The sequence below is a fragment of the Kitasatospora sp. NPDC056273 genome (assembly GCF_042268845.1).
Taxonomy (GTDB): Bacteria; Actinomycetota; Actinomycetes; order Streptomycetales; family Streptomycetaceae; genus Kitasatospora.
Genome location: NZ_JBHJSJ010000072.1, coordinates 24665 through 38448 on the forward strand (window position 1 = coordinate 24665; position 13784 = coordinate 38448).

At 73.8% G+C, this 13784-nt stretch carries 9 protein-coding genes and 1 pseudogene; 4 read left to right on the top strand and 6 right to left on the bottom strand.

All coding sequences use genetic code 11. The features are described from left to right. Positions 1 to 26: 26 nt before the first annotated feature. Together ACFCY1_RS37230 and ACFCY1_RS37235 are read left to right on the top strand one after the other, a co-directional pair. Positions 27 to 1295 carry a sensor histidine kinase gene (locus ACFCY1_RS37230; RefSeq protein WP_375877403.1) on the top strand — a complete coding sequence of 423 codons (1269 nt, stop codon included), beginning with the start codon at positions 27 to 29 and terminating at the stop codon, positions 1293 to 1295. Continuing rightward, positions 1292 to 1987, top strand: a complete 696-nt coding sequence (locus ACFCY1_RS37235) for a response regulator (RefSeq protein ID WP_375877404.1) — start codon at positions 1292 to 1294, stop codon at positions 1985 to 1987. The genes ACFCY1_RS37230 and ACFCY1_RS37235 overlap by 4 nt, the downstream gene beginning before the upstream one ends. 559 nt (positions 1988 to 2546) lie before the next feature. Here ACFCY1_RS37235 and ACFCY1_RS37240 read toward each other — a convergent pair. Next, positions 2547 to 4034 (bottom strand): annotated as a pseudogene (locus ACFCY1_RS37240) (MmgE/PrpD family protein); the annotation flags it as partial. 311 nt (positions 4035 to 4345) lie between these two features. Between ACFCY1_RS37240 and ACFCY1_RS37245 the strand changes: the two are divergent. After that, positions 4346 to 5152 carry an adenosylcobinamide amidohydrolase gene (locus ACFCY1_RS37245; protein ID WP_375877405.1) on the top strand — a complete coding sequence of 269 codons (807 nt, stop codon included), beginning with the start codon at positions 4346 to 4348 and terminating at the stop codon, positions 5150 to 5152. A gap of 66 nt (positions 5153 to 5218) precedes the next feature. Here ACFCY1_RS37245 and ACFCY1_RS37250 read toward each other — a convergent pair whose 3' ends face one another. From ACFCY1_RS37250 to aceA, 3 genes are all read right to left on the bottom strand, one after another. After that, a complete protein-coding gene (locus ACFCY1_RS37250) occupies positions 5219 to 6085 on the bottom strand; it encodes a 3-hydroxybutyryl-CoA dehydrogenase (RefSeq protein ID WP_117486396.1) in 867 nt (288 codons plus the stop codon). A 27-nt stretch (positions 6086 to 6112) separates the two neighbouring features. Beyond that, positions 6113 to 7723 (bottom strand): malate synthase A, encoded by a 1611-nt coding sequence (gene aceB, locus ACFCY1_RS37255; protein ID WP_375877406.1) that lies wholly within the window; start codon positions 7721 to 7723, stop codon positions 6113 to 6115. Positions 7724 to 7890: 167 nt separating this feature from the next. Continuing rightward, the gene (gene aceA, locus ACFCY1_RS37260) at positions 7891 to 9183 is read right to left on the bottom strand and encodes an isocitrate lyase (RefSeq protein WP_375877407.1); all 1293 of its coding nucleotides are present in this window, start codon (positions 9181 to 9183) and stop codon (positions 7891 to 7893) included. Positions 9184 to 9538: 355 nt separating this feature from the next. Here aceA and ACFCY1_RS37265 point away from each other — a divergent pair, with 355 nt between their 5' ends. Further along, on the top strand, positions 9539 to 10981 hold the full coding sequence (locus ACFCY1_RS37265; RefSeq protein WP_375877408.1) for a short-chain fatty acyl-CoA regulator family protein: 1443 nt from the start codon (positions 9539 to 9541) through the stop codon (positions 10979 to 10981). On the opposite strand, the gene ACFCY1_RS37270 is transcribed toward ACFCY1_RS37265, so the two are convergent. Further along, the gene (locus ACFCY1_RS37270) at positions 10971 to 12224 is read right to left on the bottom strand and encodes a cytochrome P450 (RefSeq protein WP_375877409.1); all 1254 of its coding nucleotides are present in this window, start codon (positions 12222 to 12224) and stop codon (positions 10971 to 10973) included. The genes ACFCY1_RS37265 and ACFCY1_RS37270 overlap by 11 nt on opposite strands. Positions 12225 to 12274: 50 nt before the next feature. Continuing rightward, positions 12275 to 13621, bottom strand: a complete 1347-nt coding sequence (locus ACFCY1_RS37275; protein ID WP_375877410.1) for an NAD(P)/FAD-dependent oxidoreductase — start codon at positions 13619 to 13621, stop codon at positions 12275 to 12277. Positions 13622 to 13784 lie beyond the last annotated feature (163 nt).

The following is a 13784-nucleotide window of genomic DNA, read 5'->3' on the forward strand; positions in this document are numbered from 1 at the left end:
GCGTTCCCCAGGCCGTCGGCCCGGGGGTGTACCCCGCGTACATCCCCGGGGCGACGCGCGGAGCCCACGCCACTGAATACGATCTCCGCATGGAAGAGCTCCTCCAACGTCTCTCGACATCGAAGCGCGTGACCCGGCTGACGTCACAGGCCGTGGTGCTGGCCACCGCCGGCCTGTACGCGCTGATGATCCCCTTGACGATGGGGACCCCGGATCCTGAGCACTCCCTGTTCGGGTTCCCCGACCTTGAGCCCGTCCAGATGCTGGGTCTGTGCGTCGTGCTCGCCCTTCCGGTTCTGCTGGTGCGCCGTCTGCCGGCGACCGTCTTCGCGGTGATCCTGGGCGAATCGGTCCTCGGCGACGCCTTCGGCGCCCGGCCCGTCATCATGTTGGTCCTGCTCGTCGCCTTGGGCGGGTATCTCGCCGTCCGGCGGCCGAAGGCTGCCGCCGTCGGCTCCGTCGCGGGCGTCGTGGCCGCTTTCGTCAACGACATCCACGACCGCGAGCAGTCCGTCGGCGACGCGGTCCAGTGGGCCGGGGGGTTCGCGTTGTGGTTCGCGGTCGCGTGGATCTTCGGAGGGGTGTACCGCAAGCGCCGTGAGTACCTCGGAGCCCTGCACGAGGAGAAGGCGGCCCGCGCCGTCATGGCCGAGCGGCTGCGGATCGCCCGCGAACTGCACGACAGTGTCGCGCACAGCATCGGGATCATCACGGTGCTGTCGGGAGCGGCGGCGCGGGTCGTGGACACCAAGCCCGAGCAGACGCGGCAGGCGCTGAGCGGCATCGAGTCCACCAGCCGCCAGACGCTGCTGGAGCTGCAGCGCATGCTCGGGGCGCTGCGCCGCGCCGAGCCGGACGAGGCCATGCCGGGGGCCGCTCCGCTGGCGCCGGCCGGCAGCCTGGCCGATGTCCCGCGGCTCGCCGAACGTACGGCCGACACCGGGGTGCGGGTCCACGTGGACTGGCGGGGCGAGCGGCGTCCGCTGCCGCCGGAGATCGAACTGTCGGCATTTCGGATCATCCAGGAGTCGGTGACGAACGTGGTACGGCATTCCGGTGCGCGGACGTGCAGGGTCGAGGTCGGTTACGAGTCGGAAGGAGTGAGGATCGAGGTGGTGGACGACGGGGACGACGGTCCCGGCGGGCCCGGCCGTCCGAGGCCCTGGGCGGCGGCCGGCGGGAGCGGCTTCGGCCTGCTCGGCATGCGCGAGCGAGTGACGTTGCTGTCCGGCCAGTTCAGCGCGGGCCGGCGTCCGGAGGGCGGATTCCGGGTGACGGCGAGGCTCCCGGCATGAGCGTGCGGGTGCTGCTGGTCGATGACCAGCCGCTGATGCTGGTCGGGCTCGGGATCCTGATCGGCGACACCGACGACCTGGAGGTGGTGGGCGAGGCCGGCGACGGCCGCGAGGCGGTGCGCCTGGTGCGTGGGCTGCGGCCGGACGTCGTGGTGATGGACATCCGGATGCCGGGCATGGACGGGATCGAGGCGACCCGGCAGGCAACCGCCGAGCCGGACCCGCCCAAGGTGCTGGTGCTGACGACCTTCGACGACGACGAGTACGTCTACGGCGCTCTGCGCGCCGGCGCCAGCGGATTCCTGCTCAAGAGCATGGCCCTGGACGCGATCCTGGACGCGATCCGTGTGGTGGCGGCCGGCGATGCGTTGATCGCGCCGAGCGTCACCCGACGGCTGATCGCCGACTTCGCCGGAACCTCCTCCACCCCCGCCACCCCCACGGCCCCCGAACCGGACACCGAGCCCGCCGCGGACTCGAGTCCCATCGCGGGGATCACCGACCGGGAGCGCGAGGTACTGGCACTGGTCGGACAGGGGCTGTCGAACGCTGAGATAGCCGAGCGGCTGGTGATCAGCGCGGCGACGGCGAAGACCCATGTCGCGCGTCTGTTCGCCAAGCTCGAGGCCCGGGACCGCGTCCACCTGGCGATCATCGCCTTCGAGGCCGGACTCGCGCCGGGTGGACGGTAGGGCAGGGTGAGAAGAACGATCGCCGACCACGAGCTCGCCACGTTCGCCAGACGCGCGAGCTCACCCACCTGGCCGCGGCGGGATTCGAGCCGAGGTTGTTCAGAAAGTCACGGACCGGCGCGGGTGTCGAGAGCGTGGTAGCCCGCTTCACGGGTCGAGGAGGATCGGACCGAGGAAGAACCTTTAGCAACGTCAGCGCCTTGTACATGCTTCATCGCTGTTTCACTGGCGTGTTCGCGCGCTGTCTCAACGAACCGACCTAAGAAACGCGCCGCGCGGTTCGTGAAGATCCACGCGCTCCGGCCCGTCCAGCGCTATTCCACTGTCGGATCCTCTCAACCCCGATCGTGAACCGGCCGTCGGCGAGTTTGCGCAGCCAGCCGCGGTCGGCGAGCTTGGTCGGTTGTGCGCGAAGCGGCTCCAGCGTGCCCCGGACGCCGACAGGAAGGCCGAGTATCGACCCGACGGACCGTGACCGACCGAAGAGTTCGTAGTCATGGACGCGATACGAGTACCCAGAACCGGGCTGGGACGGCCCCGCACCCGTCCCAACCACGTGCAGGGTGCGGTCGAACTCGCGGACGGCCTCGAAGTCGACGGCTGGGAACAGTTCGTCGAGGCCGGCGGCCGTCAGCTCGGCGAGACCGGCCGCGGCCGACAGGAAGCGGTCCTGGTCGGCGGGGGTGACGACGCCCTCGGTGAGGGTGCGGAACTTCCGCTGGTACGCGGGGCGGTCGAAGGGGCGGGCGCCGGCCGGGTGGGCGTCGGCGACGGCCAGTTCGTCCTCGATGACGGAGCCGTCGTCCAGGGTGATCACGATCCGGCCGCCGAAGGCCCGCTGCTGCGGGTCGGGGTCGTGGTAGCGGCGGGTCCACTCCGGGTCCTCGACCGTGCTGACCTTCCGCCACAGGGCGACGGTCGACGGCCGGGCGGCCCGCTCGGGGGCGTAGGAGCGCTCGTGGTGCCAGCCGCCGTCCTCCAGGGCCACGGCGAGGATGTACGGGATCGAGTGGTCGAGGGTCTCCCGGCTGGCCGTCGGGTCGTACTTCTGCGGGTCGTTGGCGCCGGAGCCGATGACGTGGTGGGTGTGGTGGCTGGTGTGCAGCACCACCGAGCGCACCCGCTCCAGCGGCCCGGTCTTCTCGCGCAGCCGCCGGGCCAGGTCGATGACCGCCTGGGCCTGGTACTCGGCGGAGTGCTCCTTGGTGTAGGTGTCCAGGATCGCCCGGCGTGGTTCGCCGGGCTCGGGCAGCGGCACGGTGTAGTCGGCGTCCGGGCCGTCGAGCATCCAGGCGAGGAAGCCGTCCTCGCCCTCGTAGACCGGGGAGGGCGAGGTCTCGCCGCGCATCGCCCGGTCCACCGCCTCGATCGCGGCCTTGCCGGCGAAGGCCGGGGCGAAGGCCTTCCAGCTGGAGATCTCGCCCTTGCGGGACTGCCGGGTCGCCGTCGTGGTGTGCACGGCCTGCTGCACCGCCTGGTACACCGTCTCCGTCGGCAGCCGCAGCAGCGCGCCGAGCCCGCAGGCGGTGGCCGCGCTCAGGTGCGCGACGTGGTCGATCCGGTGGGCGTGCAGACAGATGCCCTTGACCAGGGCGACGTGGACCTCGTAGGCGGTGACGATGCCGCGCAGCAGGTCGGCGCCGGTGCGCCCGGTGTGCTGGGCGACGGCCAGCAGCGGCGGGATGTTGTCCCCGGGGTGGGAGTAGTCGGCGGCGAGGTAGGTGTCGTGGAAGTCCAGCTCGCGCACGGCGGTGCCGTTGGCCCAGGCCGCCCACTCGGGGGAGACCCTGGCCAGGCTGCCGAACACCCGGGCGCCGGGCGCCCCGTGGTGCGCGAGCGCCTGGGACCGGGCCACCGCCACCGGCCGGCGCAGCAGCGACGCGACCGCCACCGAGGCGTTGTCGACGACCCGGTTGACGGCCATGCCCACGGCGGCCGGGTCCAGTTCCTCGGTGGCGGTCGCGACGGCGGCCAGTTTCCAGGCCAACTGCTCCTCTCGCGGCAGCCGGTCGGCGCTGGGATGGACGCGGACGTGGTGCTCGATCACGGGACTCCTCGGGAGTGTCGGGACCGCCCTGACGGGCTCGTACGCTCCAGGCTGCCGCGCCGGCGGGCGGGGATCCAGCAGGCCAATCCGCGGAATCCGGACAGCTCCGGGCTGCGAAACCGCGAATCCTGCGAATCCGCGGATCGTGCGAATCCGCGGATCGTGTGAACTTGCGGAGCCCGCGAACCTGCGGAGCCCGCGAATCCTGCGGACCGGTCTCGCGGGGCTAGGATCCACAGGGCCTCCTCCGCCGGTGATCACCGCACCACGCCGCCGGACCGGGCCGGCCCCGACCGCCCCCTGCCTCTGAGGTGATCACAGCGAACAGCCTGGTGTCCGAGCTGCGGCGACCCGCCGTCCTCCGGTCCGCGCGGTCGGAGGACGGCTCGTGTCGTCACCTGCTGGTGTGGAAGGCCGGCCCGGGCTGGCGGATGGTCAGCAGCGGCGTGCTGGGCGGGGGGATCGGTGAGCGCGGCTGGGTGGTGAACGCCCAGGTCCGGCCCGGCTACAGTCGGATGGACCCGGAGCGGCACCTGGCGGAGCTGGCGGAGGCCGAGGGCCTGCGCGGGCCGGGCGTCGGGCTGATGACCGCAGCGGAGGTCGACGACTGCACCTGGGGTGAGGACGGCGGCGCCGTCGCCCTGGTGACGACCGGCATCGGCGTCCCGACCTGGGCCGCGGCAGCCGCGGCACCGACCGGACCGTACGTCCCGGGGACGATCAACATCCTCGCGGTCGTGCCCGCGCCGGTGGCCGACGCGGGGCTGGTGAACCTGCTGGCGACGGCCACCGAGGCGAAGGTGCAGGCCCTCCTGGACGCCGGCTACTCGTGCTCGGGCACCCCGTCCGACGCCGTGTGCGTGGCCGTCCGCAGCCCGGTCGACGGCGAGGCGGCCGACCCCTTCGGCGGCCCGCGGTCGGTCTGGGGCTCCCGGCTGGCCCGCGCCGTCCACCGAGCCGTCCTCGACGGGGCGGAACGCGACCGGGCCCGGCGGCGGGAGGGGCCGGGTGTGCCGCACCAGGGGCCCCGACCGGACTGCCACCGGGCGGACGTCCTTTCAGCCGGAGCGGCTGGAGTACCCGGAGCGGCTGGAGCGCCCGGACGCGTCACCGCCTGAACCCACGCCGCCCCGCCGGTGCCCGGCCCTCCGCGACGGGAGCCGGGCACCGGCGGGGCGCGCTCGTCACGCCGAGGCGTGCGCGTGGAACCCCCGTCCGCTCTTGCGGCCGAGCAGTCCGGCCTCCACCATGCGGGAGAGCAGCGGCGGGGGCGCGTACAGCGGCTCCTTGTACTCCTCGTACATGGACCGGGCGATCGCCTCGACGGTGTCCAGCCCGATCAGGTCGGCGAGTTGGAGCGGCCCCATGGGGTGGGCGCAGCCGTGGACCATCCCGGCGTCGATGTCCTCGGGGCTGGCGTGGCCGGCCTCGGCCATCCGGATCGCGGCGAGCAGGTACGGCACCAGCAGGGCGTTGACCACGAAGCCGGCCCGGTCGCGGGAGTGGACGACGTGCTTGCCGAGGACGTCCCGGGCGAAGCCCTCCACCCGGTCGAGGACGGTCGGGGCGGTGTGCAGCGAGGCCACCAGCTCGACCAGCGGCATCACCGGGGCCGGGTTGAAGAAGTGCAGCCCCAGGACGTGGGAGGCGCGGCCCGTGGTGATGCCGAGGCGGGTGACCGGGATGGCCGAGGTGTTGGTGGCCAGGACGGCGTCCTCGGCGACGAGCACCTTGTCCAGGGTGCTGAGCACCTCGGTCTTGACCCGTTCGTCCTCGACGACGGCCTCGACCACCAACTGGCGGTCGGCGAGCGCCTCCAGGTCGTCGGCGAACAGCAGGTGGGCCCAGGCGTCGGTGCGCTGCTCCTCGCTGATCCGGCCGCGGTCGGCGGCGCGGTGCAGCGAGCGGTCGATCCGGGCCCGGGCGGTGCGCAGGGCGTCCCGGCCGGCCTCGCAGACGACGGTGTCGAGCCCGGCGCGGGCGAAGACCTCGGCGATGCCGGCGCCCATCTGTCCGGCGCCGACGACCGCGACGCGGCGGATGTCGTTCATGGTGCACTGCCTCCGTGGTGGGGCGGCTCAGGCCGCGGTGCGGATCCGCACGAGGTGGCGGGCGTAGGCCTCGGTGGTGAGGAAGGCGGGCAGTTCGGCGCCGAGGGCGGTGTCCTCCAGGATCCGCACCGCGTCGTCCACCAGCGTCGGGTCGGCGCCCTCGGCGAGCAGCGTGGCGCGCTCCCGGTCGATCAGGCGCCGCACCATGTCCGGGGTGACGAGCGAGCCGCCGGTCAGCCGGGTGCAGTGGTGCTGCCACTGCCAGATCTGGCAGCGGGCGATCTCGGCGGTGGCGACGTCCTCCATCAGCCCGAAGACGGCGACGGCTCCGGAACCGCCGAGCCAGGCGGTGAGGTAGCGCAGGGCGACGGCGATGTTGGAGCGCAGCCCCTGGTCGGTCGGCAGGCCGGCGGACAGCCTGTGCACGCCGAGCAGGTCGGCGGCGGTGACCTCGACGTCCTCGCGGGTGCGGTCGAGCTGGTTCGGCCGGTCGCCGAGGACGTCGTCGAAGGCGGTGCGGCAGGTGGCGACCAGGCCGGGGTGGGCGACCCAGGAGCCGTCGAAGCCGTCGCCGGCCTCCCGCTCCTTGTCGGCGCGCACCTTGGTGAGGGCCACCGCGTTGGCCTCCGGGGCGCGTTGGGGGATGGCGGCGGCCATGCCGCCGATGGCGTGGGCGCCGCGCCGGTGGCAGGTGCGCACCAGCAGGTCGGTGTAGGCGCGCAGGAAGGGCTGGGTCATGGTGAGGGTGGCGCGGTCCGGCAGGACGTAGCGCGGGCCGTGCTGGGCGAAGTTCTTGATCAGGCTGAACAGGTAGTCCCAGCGCCCGGCGTTGAGCCCGGCGGCGTGCTCGCGCAGCTCGTAGAGGATCTCGTCCATCTCGAAGGCCGCGGTGATGGTCTCGATCAGCACGGTGGCCCGGATCGTGCCGTGCGGGATGCCCAACTCGGCCTGGGCGAAGGCGAAGACCTCGTTCCAGAGCCGGGCTTCGCGGTGGTCCTCCAGCTTGGGCAGGTAGAAGTACGGGCCGCTGCCGCGCTCGATCTGGGGCTTGCCGCAGTGGAAGAGGTAGAGGCCGAAGTCGACCAGGGCGCCGACGGCGGGGCGGCCGTCGACCAGCAGGTGCTGCTCGTCGAGGTGCCAGCCGCGCGGGCGGACGACGATGGTGGCGGGGGAGTCGCCGATGCGGTAGCGCTTGCCCTCCGGGGTGGTGTCGTCGATCCGGCGTTCGACCGCGTCGACCAGGTTGAGCTGTCCGGAGACCAGGTTGTGCCAGGTGGGGGTGGTGGCGTCCTCGAAGTCGGCGAGCCACACCCTGGCACCGGAGTTGAGCGCGTTGACGGTCATCCGGCGCTCGGGCGGGCCGGTGATCTCCACCCGGCGGTCGGCCAGGCCCGGCCCGGCGCCGGCCACGCGCCAGGTGCTGTCCTCGCGGACGGCGCGGGTCCCGGGGAGGAAGTCGAGGCTGCCGCCGTCCGCCAACTCGGCGCGGCGCCGGTCGCGTTCGGCGAGCAGCGCGGTGCGACGGGCGGCGAACCGGTCGTGCAGACGGGCGAGGAAGGCGAGCGCCTCGGGGGTGAGGATCTCGTCGAAGCGGTCCTCGTGTTCTCCGAGGACCTCGATGCGGCTGGGCTGGCTCATCCGGTGCTCCAGGGGCGGGTGGGAGGCGCCCGGGGCCTCGTCCCTCAACGAGGCCCCGGGCGGCGGGGTGGGCGGCGGCCGCTCCCCAAAGCGGCCGCCAGGGTGGCTCGGTGGTGCTGTCCTTCCGGCTCGGCGGCCCGCTTCGGGCCCGGCGGCCTCCTTCGGGCTCAGTGGAACTGCTCGGCCTCGGTGGAGCCGGTCAGGGCGAGCGTCTCGGCGTTCGGGTTGAGCGCGGTGGAGACCAGGTCGAAGTACCCGGTGCCGACCTCGCGCTGGTGCTTCACGGCGGTGTAGCCGTCCGGCACGGCCGCGAACTCGGCCTCCTGGAGGTCGACGTAGGCCGTCATCCCGTGCTCGGCGTAGCCGCGGGCGAGCTGGAACATCGAGTGGTTGAGGGCGTGGAAGCCGGCCAGCGTGATGAACTGGAAGCGGTAGCCCATCGCCCCCAACTCCCGCTGGAACTTGGCGATCTGGTCGTCGTCCAGCGCGGCCTTCCAGTTGAAGGAGGGCGAGCAGTTGTAGGCGAGCATCGTGTCCGGGTGCTCGGCCTTGACCGCCTCGGCGAACTCCCGGGCCTGCTCCAGGTCCGGGGTGCCGGTCTCCACCCAGAGCAGGTCCGCGTACGGGGCGAAGGCCAGGCCGCGCGAGATCACCGGGGCCATGCCGGGCTCGACCCGGTAGAAGCCCTCGGCCGTCCGCTCGCCGGTGCAGAACCGGGCGTCGCGCTCGTCCACGTCGCTGGTCAGCAGGTTGGCGGCGAGCGCGTCGGTGCGGGCGACGATCAGGGTCGGCACGGCGGCGATGTCGGCGGCCAGGCGGGCGGCGTTCAGGGTGCGGATGTGCTGGGCGGTGGGGACGAGCACCTTGCCGCCGAGGTGGCCGCACTTCTTCTCGGAGGCCAGCTGGTCCTCGTAGTGGATGCCCGCCGCGCCGGCCGCGATCATGCCCTTGGTGAGCTCGAAGGCGTTCAGCGGGCCGCCGAAGCCGGCCTCCGCGTCGGCGACGATCGGCACCAGCCAGTCCGGGCCGCCGGTGCCCTCCGCCGCGTCGATCCCGTCCGCCCGCAGCAGCGCGTTGTTGATCCGACGCACCACCTGGGGAACGGAGTTGGCGGGGTAGAGGCTCTGGTCCGGGTACGTCTGCCCGGCCTGGTTGGCGTCGGCCGCGACCTGCCAGCCGGACAGGTAGATCGCCTGCAGCCCGGCCTTCACCATCTGCACGGCCTGGCCGCCGGTCAGCGCGCCGAGCGCGTGGACGTAGTCCTGCTCGTGCAGCTGCCGCCACAGCCGCTCGGCGCCGCGCCGGGCCAGGGTGTGCTCCTCGCGCACCGTCCCGGACAGCCGGACCACATCCGCCGCCGTGTACGTGCGCTCGATGCCCGCCCACCGCGGGTCGGAGGCCCACCGGGCGGCGAGCTCCGCCGCCTGCTGCTCCTGCTGCTGCCGGACCGACTGAGTCATGGGTCTGCTCCCCAGGGTGCTCGTTTGCTCGTTGCGAAGGATGTGACGCACCTCACCGCGAGGGCGAGTGGGCGGCCGGACGGTGCCGGGCTGCGGTGGCGCACCGCGGGACGTGGAGGCCCGGACAGCCCACCGGACCGCGAGCGACCTGGTGTTCTGCGGCTGTCCTGCGCACCTCCCGGCCGCAGCACCGACTCTGGCACCCCCGCCGAGCCGCCGTCACCGGTGGACCGCGGCCAACTTCTGCGAACGCTTCCCGGTGAATCCGCGAAGGTTGCGAAGGCCTGCACGGCTGCCCTGCGGCTAGGCTGCCCGCGCCGGATCGACCGATGCGCACAGCGGGGAGAACGACACCATGGGAAAGGCCTTCGCCGGTGCACGGCTGCGCCGCCTGCGCGAGGAGCGCGGCCTCAGCCAGGCCGCCCTCGCCCGGCTGCTCGACCTCTCGCCCAGCTACGTCAACCAGTTGGAGCACGACGCCCGGCCCCTCACCGTGCCCGTCCTGCTGCGCCTCACCGAGGCCTTCGGCGTCGAGGCCGGCTACTTCGCCCCGCCCGACAGCGCCCGGCTCACCGCCGAACTGCGCGATGCCCTCGGCGAGGAGGTCACGGCCGGCCGGGTCACCGGCGGGGACCTCGACGAGCTCGCCGCCCGACTGCCCGCCGTGGCACGGCTGTTGAGCGACCTGGCCCGCGGCCGCCGGGACGCCGCCGAGCGGCTCGCCGTCCTCGCCGGAGACCGCGGCCTCGGGGTCGACACGCACACCCCGCACGAGCAGGTCCGCGAGTTCTTCTACCGCCGCCGGAACTACCTCCACGAACTCGACACGGCCGCCGAGGAGTTGGCGACGTCCATCGGCCTGCGGCGCGGCGAGGTCAGGACGGTGCTGGCCGAACGGCTCGCCACCGGGCACCGGGTCCGGATCGCCACCGGAGGCGGACAACTCCACCGGTACGACGAGCCTACCCGGACCCTCCGGCTGTCCGACCGGCTGCGCCCCGGCCAGCAGGCCTTCCGGATGGCCACGCAACTGGCCTACCTGGAACACGACTCCCTGCTGTCCGAACTCGCCTCCCAGGACAGCCCGGAGGGCTCCACCGCCTTCGCGCTCACCCGCATCGGCCTGGCCAACTACTTCGCCGCCGCCCTCGTCCTGCCCTACGCCGCCTTCCACGCCCAGGCGGAGGCGGCCCGCTACGACATCGAGCACCTCGCCGACCACTTCGGCGTCGGCTACGAGACGGTCTGCCACCGGCTCAGCACCCTCCAGCGCCCCGGCCTGCGCGGCGTGCCGTTCTCCTTCGTACGCGTCGACCGGGCCGGGAACGTCTCGAAGCGCCAGTCCGCCACGCCCTTCCACTTCTCCCGCACCGGCGGCACCTGCCCGCTGTGGAACGTCTACGACGCCTTCGCCGCCCCCGGGCGCGTCCACGTCCAGGTCGCCGCCATGCCGGACGGCCGCCGCTACCTCTGGACCGCCCGCGCCGTCACCCGCTCGCCCGGCGGCTGGGGCCGCCCCGGCAAGACCTTCGCCATCGGCCTCGGCTGCGAGATCCGGCATGCCGGCCGACTGGTCTACTCCGCCGGCCTGGACCTCGGCGACGAGGCGGCCGCCACCCCGATCGGCCTCGGCTGCAAGGTCTGCGAACGCCCGGCCTGCCCGCAGCGCTCCGCCCCGGCCATCGGCCGGCCGCTGGCCGTCGACGAGCACACCAGCACCTTCGTCCCGTACGCCGCGCTGCCCGGCCCCCGGGACCGAGGGCGCCCGGACGGCTGGGGCGGCACGCTCAGTCCGTGATGCCGGAGACCGCCAGCGGCAGGTGGCGGGGCCCGCGCAGGATCGGGCTGCGGCGGTACACGGGCGGGTCCTGGAGCAGGCGGGGGTCGTCGAGGCGGCGGACGAGCGCGGTGAGGGCGATCTGCCCCTCGACCCTGGCGAGCGGCGCGCCGAAGCAGCTGTGCACGCCGCTGCCGAAGCCGAGGTGCTGGTTGTCCTGCCGGGTCGGGTCGAAGCGGTCCGGGTCGCGGAACCGCCGCGGGTCCCGGTTGCCGGCGGCGAGGACCAGGACCAGCGGCGCGCCCTTGGGGATGGTGACGCCGTCGACCTCGACGTCGGTCAGCGCGGTGCGCTGCGGCAGCAGTTGGACCGGGGGCTCGTAGCGCAGCACCTCCTCCACCATGCCCGGCATCAACTCGGGCCGTTCGCGCACCAGTCGGAGGGCCTCGGGATGGCGCAGCAGGGTGAGCACGCTGTTGGTGACCAGGTTGACGGTCGTCTCGTGCCCGGCGATGAGCAGCAGGACGGCGGTGGCCATCAGCTCAGGCGTGGTGAAGCCGCCCCCCGGGCCGGGGTCGTTGACGAAGGCGGAGAGCATGTCGCCGGAGGGCCTGCCGCGGCGGCTCTCGGCGAGTTCGCCGAGGTACAGCCCCATCTCCGTCCGGGCCTGGAGGGCCACCCGCTGCCGCTCGGCCGGGTCGGTGCCGGGGGTGGGGTCGAAGCCCTCGATCAGGGTCTCGGACCAGGCGTGGAACCGGGGTTCGTCCTCGCGCGGCACCCCGAGCAGCCGGCAGATCACGGTGACGGGGAGCGGGTAGGCGAAGTCCTCGACGAGGTCGATCCGGTCGCGGCCGCGCAGCCCGTCGATCAACTCCCCGGCGATCGCGGTGATCTCGTCGTGCATGGCGTCGACCCGGCCGGGCGCGTGCGGCGGGCCGAAGGGGCGCATGGCGATGTTGCGCAGCCGTTCGTGCTCGGGGTCGTCGCGGCCGATGAAGGCGACCGGGACGGATTGCACCTCGTCCGGGACGGTGCGGTTGCGGCGGTCGGAGCTGATCCGCGGGTCGTGGAGCAGCGCGGCGACCTCGTGGTAGGTGCCGACCAGGTAGCCGCCGTCGTCCTGGCGGGCCACGCCGTGCTCGCGCAGCTCGGCGTAGAGGGGGTAGGGGTCGGCGCGGTTGGCGTAGTCGGTGATCCGGCGGTACAGGGTGCCGGCGGAACCGGTGCCGGCGGAACCGGTGCCGGGGGTGTCGGTGGTGGCCATGGCGGGCTCCTCGGGGGTGGCGGCGGCGGTCCGCGGCGCCGGGACGGTGCTCAGCCGTCCCAGCGCCGAAAGGTCAGCCGCCGGTCGGGCAGGTGACCGGTGAGCGCGACGGTGGGACCGTGCGAGAGCACCTTCGGATCGGGCACGTCGGACGGGACGGGGGTGCGGGAGGGCGGAGGCTCCACGCCGACCCAGTCGGGCGGGAACGGGGCGGCGGTCTCGATCAGCCCCTGGTAGTGCTCCAGCCACTTGGCCCGGTTCACGCTCACGGCGGCCGTGATCCGGCCCCGGTACCCGTAGACCGCGACGAACCGCCGCTCCTCCGGCGAGCCCTGGGCGACCACCACGTGGTCGGAGAAGGTCGGCACGCCGACGGACTTGATGTTGAGGCCGAACTGGCTGGACCAGAAGGCGGGCACGCTCAGGTGCGGCAGCCGGCGCGGCCCCGGGCTGACCATGTTGTGGGCCGCCACCGCGGCCTGGGCGACCGCGTTGCCCCAGTGTTCGAGGGAGAGCAACTGGTACTCGAAGAGCGGGTGCGGGAAGCGGGCGACATCACCCGCGACGAAGACGTCGTCGGTGACGATCCCGTACATGTCGAAGGCACGGCAGCCGGCGTCGCAGGCGATGCCACGCCGACCGGCGGCGAGCCCGGAGTCGGCCAGCCACTCGGTGTTGCGGACGGCCCCCAGGGCGACCACGGCGACGTCCGCCTCGATCCGGCTGCCGTCGGAGAGCTCGGCCCCGGTGAGCCGACCGTCCCGGCCGTGGAGCGCGGTGACGGTCACCCCGCAGCGCAGGTCGACCCCGTGGGCGCGCTGGACCCTGGCCGCGAAGGCGCCGAAGGCCCCGCCGAGGGCGCCGACCAGCGGGGCGGGGCCGCGCTCCGCGACCGTCACCGCCACGCCGCGTTCCCGGCAGGCGGAGGCGATCTCGGAGCCGGTGAATCCGGCACCGATCACCAGCACCCGCCGCGGGCCGGCCGCCAGCCGCTCGGCCAGCCCGGCCGCGTCGTCGGCGGTGCGCAGGGTGAACACCCCGTCGAGGGCGGCCTGCGCGGGGTCCGGCCAGGGCCTGGCCCGGGTGCCCGTCGCGATCAGCAGCCGGTCGTAGGGCAGCCGTTCGCCGGTCGCGAGCAGCACCTGCCTGGCCGCCCCGTCCACGCCGGTCGCGCGGACGCCGAGCCGCCACTCCGCGTCCACCTCGCGTCGGCGCGGCAGCGCGGTCTCCTCGGCGCGCACCCGCCCGAGCAGCACCTGCTTGGACAGCGGCGGACGGTCGTACGGGGGGCGGCGCTCCTCGCCGACCACGGTCAGCCGCCCGGCGAAGCCCTCGTCGCGCAGCGTCTCCGCGGCGCGCAGCCCGGCCAGCGAGGCGCCGACGACGACGATCTTCACGGACTCTCCTCCCGGCCGGGTCCGTATCCGTCCTACCGCCGCCGCCCCGGCCGCGCGCCCGGGGGTGCTCCGCGGGAGGGGTCGCGGAGCGTGGCCGCCCGCGCCGGTGCGCGGCGTCGGCAACGACGGGAGCGACGGTCCGTACCACGCGGTACGGACCCTG

Coding starts and splice junctions, on each gene's coding strand:
- ACFCY1_RS37235 (WP_375877404.1), top strand. CDS start 1,292: ATGAGCGTGCGGGTGCTGCTGGTCGATGACCAGCCGCTGATGCTGGTC.
- ACFCY1_RS37250 (WP_117486396.1), bottom strand. CDS start 6,085: ATGAACGACATCCGCCGCGTCGCGGTCGTCGGCGCCGGACAGATGGGC.
- aceB (WP_375877406.1), bottom strand. CDS start 7,723: ATGAGCCAGCCCAGCCGCATCGAGGTCCTCGGAGAACACGAGGACCGC.
- aceA (WP_375877407.1), bottom strand. CDS start 9,183: ATGACTCAGTCGGTCCGGCAGCAGCAGGAGCAGCAGGCGGCGGAGCTC.
- ACFCY1_RS37265 (WP_375877408.1), top strand. CDS start 9,539: ATGGGAAAGGCCTTCGCCGGTGCACGGCTGCGCCGCCTGCGCGAGGAG.
- ACFCY1_RS37270 (WP_375877409.1), bottom strand. CDS start 12,224: ATGGCCACCACCGACACCCCCGGCACCGGTTCCGCCGGCACCGGTTCC.